Here is a 16,703-nt window from a genome sequence, read left to right as displayed (position 1 = left end):
TGTGATCCCGATCGCGCCAGTGATCCCGATCGCGTCAGCGATCCCGATCGTTTCAGTCCCGATCCCGGAAACGGTTGGTGATGGGATAGCGCCGGTCGCGCCCGAAATTCTTCTTGGTGATCTTCACGCCCGGCGCCGATTGCCGCCGCTTATATTCGGCGAGATAGAGCAGGTGCTCGATACGATGGACGGTCGCCACGTCATGGCCGCGCGCGACGATCTCTTCGACCGCCATCTCCTTTTCCACCAGGCATTCGAGAATATCGTCGAGCACCGGATAGGGCGGCAGCGAATCCTGATCCTTCTGGTCGGGGCGCAGTTCGGCCGATGGCGCCTTGTCGATGATATTGTTCGGGATCACCTCGCCGGACGGCCCCAGCGCACTCGGCGGCACATTCTCGTTGCGCCAGCGGGCCAGCGCATAGACCTGCATCTTGTAGAGGTCCTTGATCGGATTGAAGCCGCCATTCATGTCGCCGTAAAGCGTGGCGTAACCCACCGACATTTCCGACTTATTACCCGTCGTCACCACCATCGAGCCGAACTTGTTGGAGATCGCCATCAGAATGACGCCGCGCGCCCGGCTCTGCAGGTTTTCCTCGGTGATGCCGCTGTCCGTGCCCGCGAAGAGATCGGACAGCGCATTGCTGAAGCCCGTCACCGGTTGCTCGATCGGCACGATGTCGTAACGGCAGCCGAGCGCCTTTGCGCAATCGGCCGCATCTTTCAGCGAGTCTTCCGATGTGTACCGGTAGGGCAGCATGACGGTGCGCACTCGCTCCTCGCCCAGCGCATCGACGGCGATTGCCGTGCAGATCGCCGAGTCGATGCCGCCGGAAAGGCCGAGCACCACCGTCTTGAAGCCGTTCTTGTTGACGTAGTCGCGGAAGCCGAGCAGGCAGGCGCGGTAGTCGGCCTCCTCGCCTTCAGGAATATGCGCCATCGGACCTTCGGCGCAGTGCCAGCCGGCCTCACCGCGTTTCCATGTCGTCACCGCCAGCGCCGTCTCGAACTGGCTCATCTGGAAGGCCAGCGACTTGTCGGCATTGAAGGCGAAACTCGCGCCGTCGAACACCAGTTCGTCCTGGCCGCCGAGCTGGGCGGCATAGACCAGCGGCAGGCCGGTTTCGATCACCTGCTTCAACACCACCTGATGGCGGATATCGACCTTGCCGCGATAATAGGGCGAACCGTTCGGCGACAGCAGAATCTCGGCTCCGCTTTCGGCCAGCGTCTCGCAGACGCCAAGATCGCCCCAGATATCTTCGCAGATCGGAATGCCGATGCGCACGCCGCGGAAATTCACCGGCCCCGGCATGGCGCCCTGGTTGAAGACGCGCTTCTCGTCGAACTCGCCGTAGTTCGGCAGGTCGATCTTGTCGCGCACCGCGATCACCTTGCCGCCGTCGAGCACGGCGACGGAATTATAACGTCCCGTCTCGTCCTGACGGGGAAACCCGATGAGAACGCCCGGCCCGCCATCGGCGGTATCGGCCGCAAGGCTCTCCACCGCTTTCCAGCAGGCGCGGATGAAGGCCGGCTTCAGCACCAGATCTTCAGGCGGATAGCCGGAAATGAAAAGCTCGGTCAGGACGAGCAGATGTGCGCCTTCGCGAGCCGCATCGGCACGCGCTTCACGCGCCTTGGCGAGATTGCCGGCGACATCGCCGACTGTCGGATTGAGCTGCCCGATGGCAATGCGGAAGATATCAGAAAGAGCGTTTTCCTGTGTCATGTCATTTATTTAGCCTGCACCTTCCGCAACCGCAACATGTCCCGCGGCAAAAGCCGCGCCTAGCGGTGACGAAATTTTTGTGAACGGACACGCCGCAGCCTCGCGGCATGGACACGCATTGCAATTTGGCGGAGGAACGGAATACTGCCCGAAACGCGACTGCATCGATAACGGGCACCGGAAACAGGCCATGTCTAATCTTTCGAACTTCATGCACCATCATTTCGACAAGCCGGCCGACGAACTCGGCGACATCGAAAAACGCGTGCTGGCGAAGGCGCACGCGCGCAAGGTCATCTCGACCGATATCAACGCCGCTCTCTCCGCCGAGGCCTCGTTCGGCGAGCGTGTCGCCGATGGAATCGCCCGCGTCGGCGGTTCCTGGTCGTTCATCCTCGCCTTCCTGGCCTTCCTTGTCGTCTGGACGCTGATCAACACCATCATCCTGGCAACAGGCGCTTTCGACCCCTACCCCTTTGTTTTCCTCAACCTGATCCTGTCGATGCTCGCCGCCATCCAGGCGCCGATCATCATGATGTCGCAGAACCGCCAGGCCGAACGTGACCGCTTCGAGGCCGCCAAGGATTACGAAGTCAATCTCAAGGCCGAACTCGAGGTGCTCTCCCTGCACCAGAAGATCGACATGCGCGTGCTGACCGAACTGACGGCGCTTCGCGAGGACGTCGCCCGCCTCAGCGCCGAGCTTGCCGCCAGGGGCTAAACGGGAAACCTGTCATATTGCGGCAGGCCATCCGTGATCTCATAGAAATCACCCTTGTCGGCGCAGTAGATGTGATGGCTGAAGGCAAGGCCGCTCGGCTCATCGAAAGTTCCGGCCATGACGGAAATCTCCGGCGATTGGTCGCCCTGCCAGAACAGCGCCGAACCGCAATTCGAGCAGAAGCCGCGCTGGGCTTCGGGGCTCGACCGATACCAGCGGATCGCGCTGGCGTCTTCCACCGAAACAGCGGCGCGCGGCACGTTGACCGCCGCATAATAAAACCCGGTCTGCCGGCGGCATTGCGAGCAATGGCAGCCGACGACGGGTCCGGGCTTTGCCCCGATTGAATATCGCACGGCGCCGCAAAGACAGCCGCCTGTATGCCGTTCGGTCATGATCGCTCTCCCCTTTATGACTGAAAATTGCCGCCGATCGCGCTTGCCGTCAAATCCATTCCGCTCAACAAAATCATCAGAAATCTTGAAGGCTGCGGGCCTTGCCGATGCTCGGCTGCTGCGGTCATCGCTGTTGCTTGTCGACAACAGCCGCCCCTCTCGTCCCCTCCCGGCATTGAATCCGTCGCGGTTGTCGGCAATACTGCGGCTCCAATTTCGTTCGATCCCCGGGAGACTGATATGAGAGCGACCCTGTCCAAACAGAAAGGAAACATCGCCCACAGGGACATTCTGCCTCATGAATATTCGGTTCTCCCGCGCGAGGAAAAGCTCGCGACGCCATAACGTCTTCCTGAAATTATTCCTGCAAGGCCCCACCGTCGACCGCGGCCGACGCTGGTCGCGCATGCGAAAATTTCTCTGCTATTATCGCCCGCATCTGCCTTTGCTGCTGGCGGATCTGCTGTGCGCCATCCTTGTCGCCGGCACGGCGCTCGCGCTGCCGCTCTGCGCCAATATCGTCACCAGCCGCCTTCTGGCTCTGCCCGACGCCCCGCAGGCCTTTGCCCAGATCCTCGGGATGGGCGGCGTCATGCTGGCCGTCCTAGTGGTCCAGATCGCCGCCATCTTCTTCGTCGACTATCGCGGCCACGTCATGGGCGCCCGCATCGAGGCGACGGTCCGGCAGGAACTGTTCGAGCACTGCCAGAAACTCTCGTTCAGCTTCTACGACCGCCAGCGCACCGGCCAGCTGATGAGCCGCATCACCAATGATTCCCTGTGGCTGGGGGAACTCTTCCATCACGGCCCCGAGGACCTTTCCATCGCCGTGCTGAAATATGGCGGCGCCATGCTGGTGCTGTTCTTCATCGATCCGCCGCTGGCCGGCTTCATCCTGCTGCTGACGCCTGTCGCGGTGATCTATGCGCTCTATTTCAACCGGCGCATGAACCGCGCGCTGGAAGCCAGCAAGCACCAGATCGCCGCGGTCAACGAGCGCGTCGAGGATGCGCTGGCCGGCATCCGCGTCGTCCAGTCCTTCGCCAACGAGGCGCTGGAAAGGGAACGCTTTGCCGAGCAGAACCGGCGCTTCCTGCAGAGCCGCGCCGAAGGCTACCGCAGCGAGGCGTGGTTTTCGGTGGGCACCGAAACCTTCGCCCAGCTCGTCACCATATTGGTGATCGTCGTCGGCGGCTTACGCATCCTGGCGGCGGAACTGACCGTCCCGGATATGCTGACCTTCCTGCTCTGCGTTGCCGTGCTGGTCGATCCCGTCCAGCGGCTCGCCAATTTCGTGCGTCTCTGGCAGGAGGGCTATACCGGCTTCATCAGGGCCATGGAGATCCTGGAGATCGACCCCGATATCACCGATCGGCCGGCCGCCCGGCCGATGCCGGCGCCAACGGGGGAGATCAGTTTCTCTAATGTCGCCTTCGGCTACGAGGCCGATGGCCCGCGCGTGCTGGAGCGGCTTTCCCTCACCATCGCGCCCGGCGAGTTCGTTGCCCTCGTCGGTCCGTCAGGGGTCGGCAAGAGCACGCTTTGTGCGCTCATACCGCGCTTCTACGATGTCGAGGCCGGGGCGATCCGCATCGACGGCACCGATATAAGAGACGTGACGCTGGCCTCGCTCCGGCGCCATGTCGGGGTGGTGCAGCAGGATGTCTATCTCTTTGCCGGCACCGTGGCGGAGAACCTGCGCTACGGCAGGCCGGACGCCAGCGATGCCGAGCTGGAGGCGGCAGCCCGCGCCGCCAATGCGCACGATTTCATCATGGCCCTGCCGCAAGGGTATGACACCGATATCGGCCAGCGCGGCGTCAAGCTCTCCGGCGGCCAGCGCCAGCGCGTCACCATCGCCCGCGCCTTCCTCAAGGATCCGGAGATCCTGATCTTCGACGAGGCGACCAGCGCGCTCGACAACGAAAGCGAAAGGGCGGTGCAGCAGGCGCTGCTCAGCCTCGCGAATGGCCGGACCACTCTGGTCATCGCCCATCGCCTGTCGACCGTCCGCCACGCCGACCGCATCCTGGTGCTGACCGCTGACGGCATCGTCGAACAGGGCACGCATGAGGAGCTGATGGCGCAGGATGGCGTCTACGCCAACCTGCACAGCGTCCAGGCCAGCATCTGAGCGAGCGGCCAGCTCCACAGCAATAAAAAACCCGGCTCGCGCCGGGTTTTTGTCGTCCGTTGTGTAAAGATCTCAGCCGTTGGCGACCATGCGCTTTTCGTCGCGGCCGCCCTTCATGCGCTCGGCAAGCAGGAAGGCGAGTTCGAGTGCCTGGTCGGAGTTGAGGCGCGGGTCGCAATGCGTGTGGTAGCGATCCTGCAGGTCGTCGGCGGTAACGGCGCGGGCGCCGCCGGTGCATTCCGTCACGTCCTTGCCGGTCATTTCGACATGGATGCCGCCGGGATGCGTGCCTTCGGCACGGTGGATCTGGAAGAAGCTTTCGACTTCCGACAGGATCCGCTCGAAGGGACGGGTCTTGTAGTTGTTGAGCGTGATCGTGTTGCCGTGCATCGGGTCGCAGGACCAGACGACCTTGCGGCCCTCGCGCTCGACGGCGCGGATCAGCCGCGGCAGGTTTTCAGCGACCTTCTCATGGCCGAAGCGGCAGATCAGCGTCAGGCGCCCGGCTTCGTTGGCCGGGTTCAGAATGTCGATCAGCTGCAGCAGATCGTCGGCCTGCAGCGACGGGCCGCATTTCAGGCCGATCGGGTTCTTGATGCCGCGGCAATATTCGATATGCGCATGGTCGGCCTGGCGCGTACGGTCGCCGATCCAGATCATATGGCCCGATGTGGCGTACCAGTCGCCCGACGTGGAATCGACGCGGGTCAGCGCTTCCTCGTAGCCAAGCAGCAGCGCCTCATGGCTGGTGAAGAAATCGGTCTCGCGCAGGCTCGGATGGTTTTCCGAGGTGATGCCGATCGCCTTCATGAAATCCATGGTTTCGCTGATGCGGTCGGCAAGCTTGCGGTAGCGCTCGCCCTGCGGGCTGTCCTTGACGAAGCCGAGCATCCACTGATGCACGTTTTCGAGGTTGGCGTAGCCGCCCATCGCGAAGGCGCGCAGAAGGTTCAGCGTCGCGGCCGACTGGCGGTAGGCCATGGCCTGACGTTCCGGGTTCGGGATGCGCGACTCCTCGGTGAATTCGATGCCGTTGATGATGTCGCCGCGATAGGCCGGCAGCGTCACGTCGCCCAGCTTCTCGACATTCGAGGAACGCGGCTTGGCGAACTGGCCGGCGATGCGGCCGACCTTGACGACCGGCAGCTGCGCGCCGAAGGTCAGCACGACGGCCATCTGCAGGAAGGCGCGGAAGAAGTCGCGGATATTGTCGGCGCCGTGTTCGGCGAAGCTCTCGGCGCAGTCACCACCCTGCAACAGGAAGCCGTTGCCCTCGGCGACATTGGCGAGATGCTTCTTCAGGCGGCGCGCCTCGCCGGCAAAAACCAGCGGCGGATAGCTGGCGAGCGTGGCCTCCGTTGCCGCCAAAGCGGCTGCATCCGGATATTCGGGAACCTGCAGGATCGGTTTCTGCCGCCAGCTGCTCGGTGTCCAATTCTCTGCCATGTCACTCACCTCATTCACATCCATCCCTGGGATGCACCTATCCTTGATTGCGGCGGCTTATAGACCTTTAGACCGGGCTTGCAAAGGCCAATCGGCCGACGCTCCATGCCGTGCCGCCGCCACCGGCCAATGCTCGCATATAGGTGGCAAAAATCCCCGATTCCACCGTTAAACCAGCATATACCATGTCGGTTTCCCCATATTTTAGACTTTGAATGTAGAACCGGGAAGAGTTTCAACATTGGGGACATGTCATGGCGATCCTTCCGCCGGGCTTCATATCGGACCGTTCGGGCAATTTCGGCATCATGACGGCATTGCTGATGGTGCCGCTCCTTGGCACGGCAGGCATGGCGGTGGATTTCGCTCACGCCATGAGCCTGCGCACCCAGCTCTTCGCCGCCGCCGATGCTGCCGCGGTCGGCTCGATCGCCGAAAAATCCGGCGCGGTCGCCGCCGCCATGACCATGAGCGGCAACGGCACGATCTCGCTCGGCAAGACCGACGCCCGCAGCATCTTCATGTCGCAGGTGTCGGGAGAACTGGCGGACGTGAATGTCGATCTCGGCATCGACGTTACCAAGACCGCCAACAAGCTGAATTCGCAGGTTTCCTTCACCGCCACCGTGCCGACCACCTTCATGCGTATTCTCGGCAAGGATTCGATCACCATCTCCGGCACGGCAACGGCCGAATACCAGACCGCCGCCTTCATGGATTTCTACATCCTGCTTGACAATACGCCCTCGATGGGCGTCGGCGCGACACCCAACGATGTTTCAAAGCTGGAGGCCAAGACAGGCTGCGCCTTTGCCTGCCACCAGATGGATCAGAGCACCAACAATTACACCATCGCCAAAAGCCTCGGCGTCGCCATGCGCATCGACGTGGTGCGCCAAGCGACCCAGGCGCTGACCGATACAGCCAAGACCCAGCGCGTCAGCAGCGGCCAGTTCCGCATGGGCGTATATACGTTCGGCACCAAGGCCGAGGACGCAAAGCTCACGACGATTTCCGGCCTTACTTCCGACCTGACGAAGGTGAAAAACTATACCGACGCGGTCGATCTGATGACCATTCCCTACCAGAACTACAATAGCGACCAGATCACCAACTTCGACAGCGCCATGACGCAGATGAACACCATCATCGATCCGGCCGGTGACGGCACGTCGAACACCAGCCCCGAAAAGATCCTATTCTTCGTTTCCGATGGCGTCGGCGACAGCTACAAGCCGTCCACGTGCACCAAGAAGACAACCGGCGGCCGTTGTCAGGAGCCGATCGACACCTCCTTCTGCAAGCCCTTGAAGGATCGCGGCGTCAAGATCGCCGTGCTCTATACCACCTATCTGCCGTTGCCGAGCAACAATTGGTACAATACCTGGATTAAGCCTTTCCAGAACGAGATCCCGACGAAGATGCAGGCATGCGCCTCGCCCGGCTTCTATTTCGAGGTGTCGCCGACCGAAGGTATTGCCGACGCGATGAAGGCGCTCTTCCTCAAGGTCATCCGCGCGCCGCGCATTACCAGCTAAGCGCACACGGAAGACTTAGACGCGCTGCCCGTTACGGACCCGATAGCTCGGCGCATACATGGTGACGAGCTCTTCGGCCGCCGTCGGGTGCAGCGCCATCGTCTGGTCGAAATCGTCCTTGGTGCAGCCGGCCTTCAGTGTGACGCCGAGCAGCTGCGCCATCTCGCCGGCATCGTGGCCGAGGATATGGGCGCCCACCACCTTGCGGCTTGCCGCATCGACGATCAGCTTCATGATCATCCGCTCGGCCCGACCGGAAAGTGTCGCCTTCAGCGGCCGAAACTGCGCCCGATACACCTCGAGCTCGCCGTAACGCTTGCCCGCCTCCTCTTCCGAAAGACCGACGGTGCCGATCTCCGGCTGCGAGAAGACGGCGGTCGGGATCAGCTCGTAGTCCGGCCGGGTCGGATTGTTCTTGTACTCGGTTTCGATGAAGCACATCGCCTCGTGGATCGCCACCGGCGTCAACTGTACCCGATTGGTGACATCGCCGAGCGCATAAATATTTTCGACATTGGTGCGGGAATAGTCGTCGACGATAATCGCGCCGCGCTCGTCGACTGCGACACCGGCCGCATCGAGGCCGAGACCTTCGGTGTTCGGATCGCGCCCGAGCGCCAGCATGACGACATCGGCCTGCAGCGTGCCGCTGTTCAACGTCTCCAGAACGAGCCCGCCCTCACCCTTCGACACCTTCTGCAGCGTGTCGTGGCAGAGGACGCGGATGCCCTTGGCGACCATCGCCTCGTGCAGCCCGCGCCTCAGATCCTCGTCGAAGCGCGACAGGATCTCGGCGCCGCGATAGATCAGCGTCGTCTCGACGCCGAGGCCATGAAAAATATTGGCGAACTCGACGGCGATATAACCGCCGCCGGCGATGACGATCGATTTCGGCAGCTCTGCGAGATGAAAGGCTTCGTTGGAGGAGATGCAGAACTCGTGGCCGGGAAGGGCTGCATGCGGGTTCGGCCGTCCGCCGGTGGCAATCACGATGGTCTTTGCCGTCACCGTCTGCCCTGTTTTCACAAGCCGTACCGTATGGGCGTCGACGAGTTCGGCGCGCGTTTCCAGGATCTCGGCATTGGCGCCGGCAAGGCCCTTCTTGTAGAGGCCTTCCAGCCGGGCAATTTCGCCATCCTTGGCCGCCACCAGCTTCTTCCAGTCGAAGCTGCTTTCGCCGACCGTCCAGCCGAAGCCGGCGGCATCCTCGAAATGCTCGTGGAACTGCGAGGCATAGACGAAGAGTTTCTTCGGCACGCAGCCGCGAATGACGCATGTGCCGCCGTAGCGGTACTCCTCGGCGATCGCCACCTTTTTGCCGAGCGAGGCGGCGACACGCGCGCCGCGCACGCCTCCGGAACCGCCACCGATGACGAAGAGGTCGTAGTCGTAGGAAGACATGAGGAGCTCCGGAAGGGAATCGCAGGAAGGATGTTCCTGATATAGAGCCTTTCCTGGTTAGATTGAAGCATTCTGCCGGAGCAGGTTTTCGTCAGGGCAGAGGCGATTGGCGACGGGCATACCCCAGGTACGGCCGAGCCGATCGCCTCAGATCCTGGCTAAAGATGCCCGGCCCACCGGCCGCACCGCTTCGCCACGGCGAAGCGATAAGTGCGTCCGGCGATTCCTAAGTCTTGCAGATTTGCTAGGCAAATCTGCGGGAGGGTTGGCTGAAACGGGCCGGCTGATCGACCGGCCGACTCCGTTTGAGCCAACAGAATGCTTCAATCTAACCAGGAAAGGCTCTAGGTGCGATCGCCCTGAAAACAAAAGCCCGCTCCTGCATCATCCCGTTCCCCTCGCCCGAATCTTCCCGGCAAACGGTTGACCCGGCCGCCCGAGGCTGGCAGGCAAATTCACGCAGTAAAAAAGAAGCCGGAGCAAACGATGGATCAAACTCTCTTCGCCAACCTGTGCAAGGCTGGCAAATTCAAGGAAGCGCTCGGCCACGCTATCCAAGGCCACGAGAACGAAAAATACGCGCCGAGCCGCTTCGCGATGGACAAAAAAAACGGACTGCCGATCTTCTACCGCGGCAACAAGCGCGTCGAGCCGGATGAAACGGGCGTGTGGCAATTGGCCAAGAGTTCGAAGGATTGGGGCTGAGTGTCCGGCGCATCTGGGATGCACATCCCCTGGCGGTTGCAGCTTTCAACCGGTGATGCGGAAATCCGGCGGCATTTTCTCAAGCGGGCTCGGTTCCGTCTCAACGCCGGAAACCGATGCTCCCGCAGGCCCGCGGCCAAAACGCTCGATCATGGTCGATATGGCGGTATCGGGCCCTGCGATCAAAGCGGCGACAGATCCGTCCGCTTCATTGCGCACCCAGCCTGTGAGCCCGAGCCGCAACGCCTCATCGCGCGTCCACATGCGAAACCCGACACCTTGGACCCTGCCTGATACCCGCACGCGCATTGCCTCGTAATGAGCGGACATGTTGCCTCACCAAAAGCCTCATCGCTGTTGCGGCATCCATCATAGCAAAAAAGCCCGGGCGATGCCGGGCTTTTGCAAATCCGCTGAGGCGGACTTTACTTCTGGGCAGCCGGCGCCGGAGCGGGCGCGGGTGCAACCGGGCTGTCGGTTGCCGGCGGCGGCGCCTTGATGACCTTGGAGAGTTCGGCATTGCTCTGCTTTTCCAGGTCGCGGGAAATGCCCTGCGCCCAAATGTCGGCAGCCTTCGCCGTCTCGCGCGAGGCGACCGGGCCGTCGCGCAGCAGCTTCTTGCCGACGTCGGAATTGTAGAAATCGGCGATCGCCTTCAGTTCGTCGGCGGTAAAGGTCTTGGCATAGGTGAGCGCCGCTTCCTTCTCCAGATCGCCGCGGCGGGGCGCCAGCGCCAGCGCCTGCGCATCGACCGTCGACGAAATGATGTCCTGGTAGTTCGGCGAATCCTGGATCAGGCCGGCCTTCAGGCGCTCGGCAAGACCGGGCAGGATGTTGTCGAACTGGGCGGTGGCGCCGATGGCGTCGATCGCCGCGCGAGACGCCTTCAGCTGCTCTTCGGAGACCTCCTGCGCCTTGACGGCGGAGCCGAATGCAAGCCCGGAAAGAACGATCGTCGCAGCGGCAAAACGGCCAAGACCTGCAATGTTCATCATGAGTGTATGCTCCTGTTATCTGTTTGCCTGCAGCGTGCGCGCACCCGCAGGACCGGCAATGATCGCAAGTGCCGCCATATTGATAAAGAGCCCGTGTTCGACGACGCCGGGTATGGAATTCAGCTCGCTCGAAAGCGCCTCTGCATCAGGAATGCGGCCAAAAGATGCATCGATGATGTGATGGCCGCCATCCGTGGTAAACTCTCCGTCACCGGATTGGCGCAGGCTGAGTTCGCCGGAAAGGCCGAGCCGGGCCGCGACCTTGTCGATCGCGATCCGTGTCGAGACGAGCCCGAACGGATTGACCTCGATCGGCAGCGCGTAGGCGCCGAGCGTTTCCACAAGCTTGCTCTCGTCGGCAATGACGATCATCCGCTCGGAAGCGGCCGCGACGATCTTTTCGCGCAGCAGCGCGCCGCCGCCGCCCTTGATCAATCTGAGCGCCGGATCGACCTCGTCGGCGCCGTCGATCGTCAGGTCGAGTGCCGGCAGTTCATCGAGCGACTTCAGCGGCACGCCGAGTTCGACGCAAAGCCGCGCCGTTCTTTCAGACGTCGGAACACCTTCGACCCTGAAGCCGCCCGCGACCTTCTCCGCCAGCAGACGAACGAATTCTTCTGCCGTGCTGCCCGTGCCGATGCCAAGGCGCATTCCGTCTTCGACATGGGCGAGTGCGGCCGCGGCGGCCTTGATCTTCATTTCGCGGGCATCCATGCGCCGCCAACTCCGAATTATTGCGTTGGATGTGCTGTTTACACGGCTCGCCTGGCAAACGAAAGTCAAAATCATCACGGAAAATGAAAAGCCGAAACAAATGCCTGCGGCCTTCCCGGCCAGCATCCTAACGTTGCTTTCCGCCGCATGATCGCCTACCTCAGGAACGATTGCGCAAAGAGGAAAACCCTTGACCCCTTCCCCTATCCGCCCGGCACTGATCGTCTTCGATCTCGACGGCACCCTTCTCGACACACATACGGATCTTGTCGAGAGCTTGAACCATACGATCGCAGCCCTTGGCCTCGAGCCGGTCAGCTATGACGACCTCACCCATCTCGTCGGCCATGGCGCGCGCGTGATGATCGAGCGCGCCTGCCGGCTGCGCGGCCATCCGCTCGAAAGCAACGCCCTGCCGCCGCTGGTCGAGCGCTTCGTCATCCATTATGCCGGCAACATGCCCGGCCGCACCGAGCCCTATCCCGGCCTCGTCGCGGCGATGGACCGGCTTAAATCCGCCGGTTACCGCCTCGCCGTCTGCACCAACAAGATGGAAAGCCTGGCGCTCGGGCTCATCGAAAAACTCGACCTCGCCAGCTATTTCGACGCCATCACCGGCGGCGACAGCTTCCCCGTGCGCAAGCCCGACGCCCGCCACCTCACCGGCACCATCGACCGCGCCGGCGGCGACATCGCCCGCACCGTGATGATCGGCGACAGCATCAACGACATCGCCGTCGCCAGGAACGCCGGCGTACCGTCGATCGCTGTGCCCTTTGGTTATTCCGACGTGCCGGTCTCCAACCTCGATCCGGATATGGTCATCACACATTACGACGAGCTGACGCCGGATCTGGTGGAGAGGCTGTTGCGGGAATATGCGGTGAAGGTCGCAGTCTGAGGCTGTCACTCAGCCCTGGTCCTTCCTTTGCCGGCGTGCCGTGCCGGCCCCTCTCCTTCGTCATTCCTACTTTGGACTTAAGCCCAGAACGACGACGTCGGCAGTCGGCTAAAAACAAAACGGGCGGCCCGAAGACCGCCCATTCAATTACCCACTAAACCTTACGTCAAATCTGCGCGCCACGCGCCTTCGTCGTCGCGTCGAAAGCCTTGTCGACATAGGCGTCGCGGCCATAGACGTCGTCGAAATACTCTACCACGCCGTCCTTGTTTGGCCAGGCGGTGAAGTAGGAGACGTAGACCGGGATCTTCTGCGGCACCTTCACCGCATGGTTCTGCCCGCTGGCGATCTGCTTGGCGACATCGTCGACCGACGTGCCGAGCACGGCGGCGGCCATTGCGCGCGGATTGGACAAGCGCACGCAGCCATGACTCAGAGCCCGCATGTCGCGCTTAAAGAAGCTCTTCGACGGCGTGTCGTGCATGTAGATCGCGTGGCTGTTCGGGAACAGGATCTTCAGTTCACCGAGCGCATTGTCGCTGCTCGGCGGCTGGCGCACCGAAACATTATTGGTCGAGCCGTACCAGTCGACACTCGACGAGGCGACGGCATGGCCGTTCACTTCGACTTCATAGCCGAGCTGGTCGAGATAGTTCGGGTCCGAGCGCAGCTTCGGCAGCATCTCGTTGATGATGATCGACTGCGGCACGCCCCAGAACGGGTTGAACTCCACCGTCTCGATCTCGTCGTCGAAGAAGTAGGTCTGGTTATTCTTGCCGCCGACAACGACGCGCATCGACAGCTGTTCCTTGCCGTCATTGTGGTAGTAGGCCATGAAGGCCGGCTGGTTGATCATCACGTAGCGTGAACCGAGATCCTCCGGCAGCCAGCGCGCCTGCTCCATGGCGACATCGAGCTTGTCGATCTTTGAGGCATTGGTATCGCCGCCGGTCATGGCGCGCACGGTCGCCTGGCCAATGACGCCATCGGCCTTCAGTCCGCGCTCCTTCTGAAAGGCCTCGACCAGCGAGACGATATCGGGCGAATAGTCGATGCCGCCTGCGTATGCGGCAAGTGTTGCCGCCTGATCGGTCCTCAGCGTTTCGGAACCGTGCTTGCCGATCGCCTTGACGATATTGGCGATCTCAGGCGAGCTGTCGCCGGGCTTCAGCAACCCGCTGAGCGAAATGACGATCTGCTCCTCATTGCCACCATCAGCGGCGCGAAGCTTGGCAAGCTCCGCTTTCAGCGCCTCGAACTGCGGACCATCGGGCGAGCGGCTGGCGATATAGGCGCCGGCATCGGGGCTCATGCGGGCAAGCTTCAGCACCGGCGTCAGATTGACCGCCTTGCGCTGGAAGTCGTGATAGCCGGAAATCTTGTTCGGATCGATACGGCCGCGCACCGTATCCTGCACGAAGGCCAGCACCTTGGCCGAGAGTTCGAGCTCGAACTGCGTCAGCGCCCGGTCGCGGGCGGCGGGATCGGGATTGGCAGGATCGATATCAGGCGTCTGGACAACGTAATCGGCCGGGTTGAGACCGACGGAAGCCACATCGGCAAGTGCCGCCATCGCCGACTTGGCGCGGTCGTTCACCTGGTTGCCCTCGACCCAGACGAGCGGATTTCGGCTGTCGCCGTAATAGGCTTCGAGCGCCTTTGCGACATCAGCATTGGCGCGCACCTTGGCCTGCGCCAGGAAACGGCGCTGCACGGCGGGTTCGGCGCCGGCATCGCCGCTCGCCGAAACATCGGCGACCGCGCCGGTGACGACGGGATCGGCAAACTTGCTGGTGTCGACGAACTGCAGCGTCTCAGTCTTGTAGGTGTAATAACGCGGGCCGCTAACCTTCGGCAGCGGCGCTTCCGGATCGAGCCCGCCGAGCGAACCGCCGTCGGCGCCGCGCGGCACTGGACGGCCGGGCGCCTGATCCATGAAGATGGTGCTTTGGGTCCGCTGCCTGTCGCCGCGCAGCATGTCCATCAAAGTATAAGCATGCGCGGGTGCGGCACTCATAACTGCCACGCCGCAGGAAATTGCCAATGCGGATGCCGCGCTTTTCAAAACGAACGTCATATATCTTCCAGTCCCGGTGTCATGCTGTTCTCAGCTCAAATCCCGCGAAACTCAGCGTCCGGCCCATTGATCAGAAACCGGCCTGCGCCGCCAGCGCCGGCGGACTCAATTCTGTGTGACAGAGATCCTGCATGGCGCCATGCAGAAGTTCACACAAAATTATGAAATTATTAGTTAATTTTTTACCGAATTTTCGCATCCGGGCCAGTGGGGCGAAAACGGCCGCGCGCATAAAATTTTCAAAGTGGCCTAAAAAGCACGCCGCACAACCCACGAAAACATGAGTTCCAATTTCAATATTTCCTATGGCGTCCGGTTTTCTTGTCGGACGTTCCAACCTATAAGATCTCATCTTTCTCAGATGACCGAAAACAGCATGTAAAGGGAAGGCAAGGCCGATGACCGCAACCCGCACAGAAACCGACACTTTTGGTCCCATCGACGTCGCCGCCGACCGATATTGGGGCGCCCAGGCCGAACGTTCGCTCGGCAATTTCAAGATCGGCTGGGAAAAGCAGCCGCTGTCGATCGTGCGTGCGCTCGGCATCGTCAAGCAGGCGGCCGCCCGCGCCAACATCTCGCTCGGCCAGCTCGACCATGCGCTTGGCAAGGCAATCGTCGATGCCGCCCAGGAAGTGATCGACGGCAAGCTCGACGAGCATTTTCCGCTTGTCGTCTGGCAGACCGGTTCGGGCACGCAGTCCAACATGAATGCCAATGAGGTGATCTCCAATCGCGCTATAGAAATGCTTGGCGGCGTCATGGGTTCCAAAAAGCCGGTGCATCCGAACGATCACGTCAATATGAGCCAGTCGTCGAACGACACCTACCCGACGGCGATGCACATCGCTTGCGCCGAACGGATCGCCCATCACCTGCTGCCAGCCCTGAAACACCTGCATGCCGCCCTCGACATGAAGGTCACGGAATTCAGCCACATCATCAAGATCGGCCGCACCCACACCCAGGACGCGACGCCGCTGACCCTCGGCCAGGAATTTTCCGGTTATGCCGCCCAGGTCGGCTCCGCCATCAAGCGCATCGAAATGACCCTGCCCGGCCTCTGCGAACTCGCCCAGGGCGGCACCGCCGTCGGCACCGGTCTCAATGCACCGGTGGGCTTTGCCGAAAAGGTCGCCGAAGAGATCGCCGCCATAACAGCCATGCCCTTCGTCACCGCGCCGAACAAGTTCGAGGCGCTCGCCTCGCATGACAGCATGGTCTTTTCCCATGGCGCCATCAATGCCGCCGCCGCCGCCCTCTTCAAGATAGCCAACGACATCCGTCTGCTCGGCTCCGGCCCGCGCGCCGGCCTCGGCGAGTTGGCGCTGCCGGAAAACGAGCCCGGCTCGTCGATCATGCCCGGCAAGGTCAACCCGACCCAGTGCGAGGCGCTGACCCAGGTCTGCATCCACATCTTCGGCAATCATGCCGCACTGACTTTCGCCGACAGCCAGGGCCATTTCGAGCTCAACGTCTATAATCCGATGATGGCCTATAATTTCCTGCAGTCGGTACAGCTGCTGGCCGACGCCGCCGTCTCCTTCACCGACAATTGCGTCGTCGGCATCGAGGCGCGCGAAGACAACATCAAGGCCGGCCTCGACCGCTCGCTGATGCTGGTGACCGCGCTTGCCCCAAAGATCGGCTACGACGCAGCCGCCAAGATCGCCAAGACCGCCCACAAGAACGGCACCACACTCAAGGAAGAAGCGCTCGCCAGCGGCCTTGTCTCGGTGGAGGATTACGACGCGATCGTCCGCCCGGAGACGATGATCGGCCCGAAGTAGAACGGCCGAGGTGTCCGCCACCTCTCATCTTGCTCCCTCTTCTCCCCAGCGGGGAGAAGAGACGTGTGGCAACGCGGTGCTCTGTCTCCTTAGCAGGAGCAAGATATATCGGACCGTACTTCTGTCCAGCCAACGCAGATAAAGCCCCGCA

At 61.9% G+C, this 16,703-nt stretch carries 16 protein-coding genes; 7 read left to right on the top strand and 9 right to left on the bottom strand.

The window, feature by feature from the left end:
• Positions 1-52: 52 nt before the first annotated feature.
• Entirely contained in the window at positions 53-1,735 is a 1,683-nt protein-coding gene (locus tag AF337_RS09655) for an NAD+ synthase (protein ID WP_049731992.1), read from the bottom strand.
• Positions 1,736-1,925: 190 nt separating this feature from the next.
• Between AF337_RS09655 and AF337_RS09650 the strand changes: the two genes are divergently transcribed.
• The gene (locus tag AF337_RS09650) at positions 1,926-2,456 is read left to right on the top strand and encodes a DUF1003 domain-containing protein (protein ID WP_049731991.1); all 531 of its coding nucleotides are present in this window, start codon (positions 1,926-1,928) and stop codon (positions 2,454-2,456) included.
• Here AF337_RS09650 and AF337_RS09645 read toward each other — a convergent pair.
• Entirely contained in the window at positions 2,453-2,851 is a 399-nt protein-coding gene (locus AF337_RS09645; RefSeq protein WP_049731990.1) for a GFA family protein, read from the bottom strand. The two genes, AF337_RS09650 and AF337_RS09645, sit on opposite strands and share 4 nt — an antisense overlap.
• Positions 2,852-3,149: 298 nt before the next feature.
• On the opposite strand from AF337_RS09645, the gene AF337_RS09640 reads away from it, so the two are divergent.
• The gene (locus tag AF337_RS09640; protein WP_049731989.1) at positions 3,150-4,985 is read left to right on the top strand and encodes an ABC transporter ATP-binding protein; all 1,836 of its coding nucleotides are present in this window, start codon (positions 3,150-3,152) and stop codon (positions 4,983-4,985) included.
• Positions 4,986-5,057: 72 nt separating this feature from the next.
• Here AF337_RS09640 and AF337_RS09635 read toward each other — a convergent pair whose 3' ends face one another.
• Positions 5,058-6,431, bottom strand: coding sequence for a class II 3-deoxy-7-phosphoheptulonate synthase (locus tag AF337_RS09635; RefSeq protein ID WP_049731988.1), 1,374 nt, complete (start codon positions 6,429-6,431; stop codon positions 5,058-5,060).
• Between the two features lie 254 nt (positions 6,432-6,685).
• Between AF337_RS09635 and AF337_RS09630 the strand changes: the two genes are divergently transcribed.
• Entirely contained in the window at positions 6,686-7,969 is a 1,284-nt protein-coding gene (locus AF337_RS09630) for a pilus assembly protein TadG-related protein (RefSeq protein ID WP_049731987.1), read from the top strand.
• Between the two features lie 15 nt (positions 7,970-7,984).
• Here AF337_RS09630 and gor read toward each other — a convergent pair whose 3' ends face one another.
• On the bottom strand, positions 7,985-9,370 hold the full coding sequence (gene gor / locus AF337_RS09625; RefSeq protein WP_049731986.1) for a glutathione-disulfide reductase: 1,386 nt from the start codon (positions 9,368-9,370) through the stop codon (positions 7,985-7,987).
• A gap of 486 nt (positions 9,371-9,856) precedes the next feature.
• Between gor and AF337_RS09620 the strand changes: the two genes are divergently transcribed.
• Entirely contained in the window at positions 9,857-10,075 is a 219-nt protein-coding gene (locus AF337_RS09620) for a hypothetical protein (protein ID WP_049731985.1), read from the top strand.
• Between the two features lie 45 nt (positions 10,076-10,120).
• Here AF337_RS09620 and AF337_RS09615 read toward each other — a convergent pair whose 3' ends face one another.
• The 3 genes from AF337_RS09615 to rpiA form a co-directional block, all read right to left on the bottom strand.
• The gene (locus AF337_RS09615; RefSeq protein WP_049731984.1) at positions 10,121-10,405 is read right to left on the bottom strand and encodes an acylphosphatase; all 285 of its coding nucleotides are present in this window, start codon (positions 10,403-10,405) and stop codon (positions 10,121-10,123) included.
• Positions 10,406-10,500: 95 nt separating this feature from the next.
• A complete protein-coding gene (locus AF337_RS09610) occupies positions 10,501-11,070 on the bottom strand; it encodes a DUF2059 domain-containing protein (RefSeq protein WP_003579679.1) in 570 nt (189 codons plus the stop codon).
• Positions 11,071-11,085: 15 nt separating this feature from the next.
• Entirely contained in the window at positions 11,086-11,784 is a 699-nt protein-coding gene (gene rpiA / locus AF337_RS09605; protein ID WP_049731983.1) for a ribose-5-phosphate isomerase RpiA, read from the bottom strand.
• On the opposite strand from rpiA, the gene AF337_RS43195 reads away from it, so the two are divergent.
• Together AF337_RS43195 and AF337_RS09600 are read left to right on the top strand one after the other, a co-directional pair.
• Positions 11,783-11,935 (top strand): hypothetical protein, encoded by a 153-nt coding sequence (locus tag AF337_RS43195; RefSeq protein WP_160320266.1) that lies wholly within the window; start codon positions 11,783-11,785, stop codon positions 11,933-11,935. The two genes, rpiA and AF337_RS43195, sit on opposite strands and share 2 nt — an antisense overlap.
• 39 nt (positions 11,936-11,974) lie before the next feature.
• Positions 11,975-12,685 (top strand): HAD family hydrolase, encoded by a 711-nt coding sequence (locus tag AF337_RS09600; RefSeq protein WP_049731982.1) that lies wholly within the window; start codon positions 11,975-11,977, stop codon positions 12,683-12,685.
• Positions 12,686-12,851: 166 nt separating this feature from the next.
• Here AF337_RS09600 and AF337_RS09595 read toward each other — a convergent pair whose 3' ends face one another.
• Complete coding sequence (locus AF337_RS09595) at positions 12,852-14,762, bottom strand: L,D-transpeptidase family protein (protein ID WP_049731981.1); 1,911 nt, start codon at positions 14,760-14,762, stop codon at positions 12,852-12,854.
• A 70-nt stretch (positions 14,763-14,832) separates the two neighbouring features.
• The gene (locus tag AF337_RS41930) at positions 14,833-15,099 is read right to left on the bottom strand and encodes a hypothetical protein (protein WP_128146124.1); all 267 of its coding nucleotides are present in this window, start codon (positions 15,097-15,099) and stop codon (positions 14,833-14,835) included.
• A gap of 61 nt (positions 15,100-15,160) precedes the next feature.
• Here AF337_RS41930 and fumC point away from each other — a divergent pair, with 61 nt between their 5' ends.
• Positions 15,161-16,552, top strand: coding sequence for a class II fumarate hydratase (gene fumC / locus AF337_RS09590; RefSeq protein ID WP_049731980.1), 1,392 nt, complete (start codon positions 15,161-15,163; stop codon positions 16,550-16,552).
• Positions 16,553-16,703 lie beyond the last annotated feature (151 nt).

Origin of the sequence: Rhizobium ecuadorense (genome assembly GCF_001187535.1) — a bacterium.
Classification (GTDB): Bacteria; Pseudomonadota; Alphaproteobacteria; order Rhizobiales; family Rhizobiaceae; genus Rhizobium; species Rhizobium ecuadorense.
The sequence above is the reverse complement of the archived record's forward strand: the minus strand, read 5'-3'. Positions and strand labels throughout refer to the sequence as shown.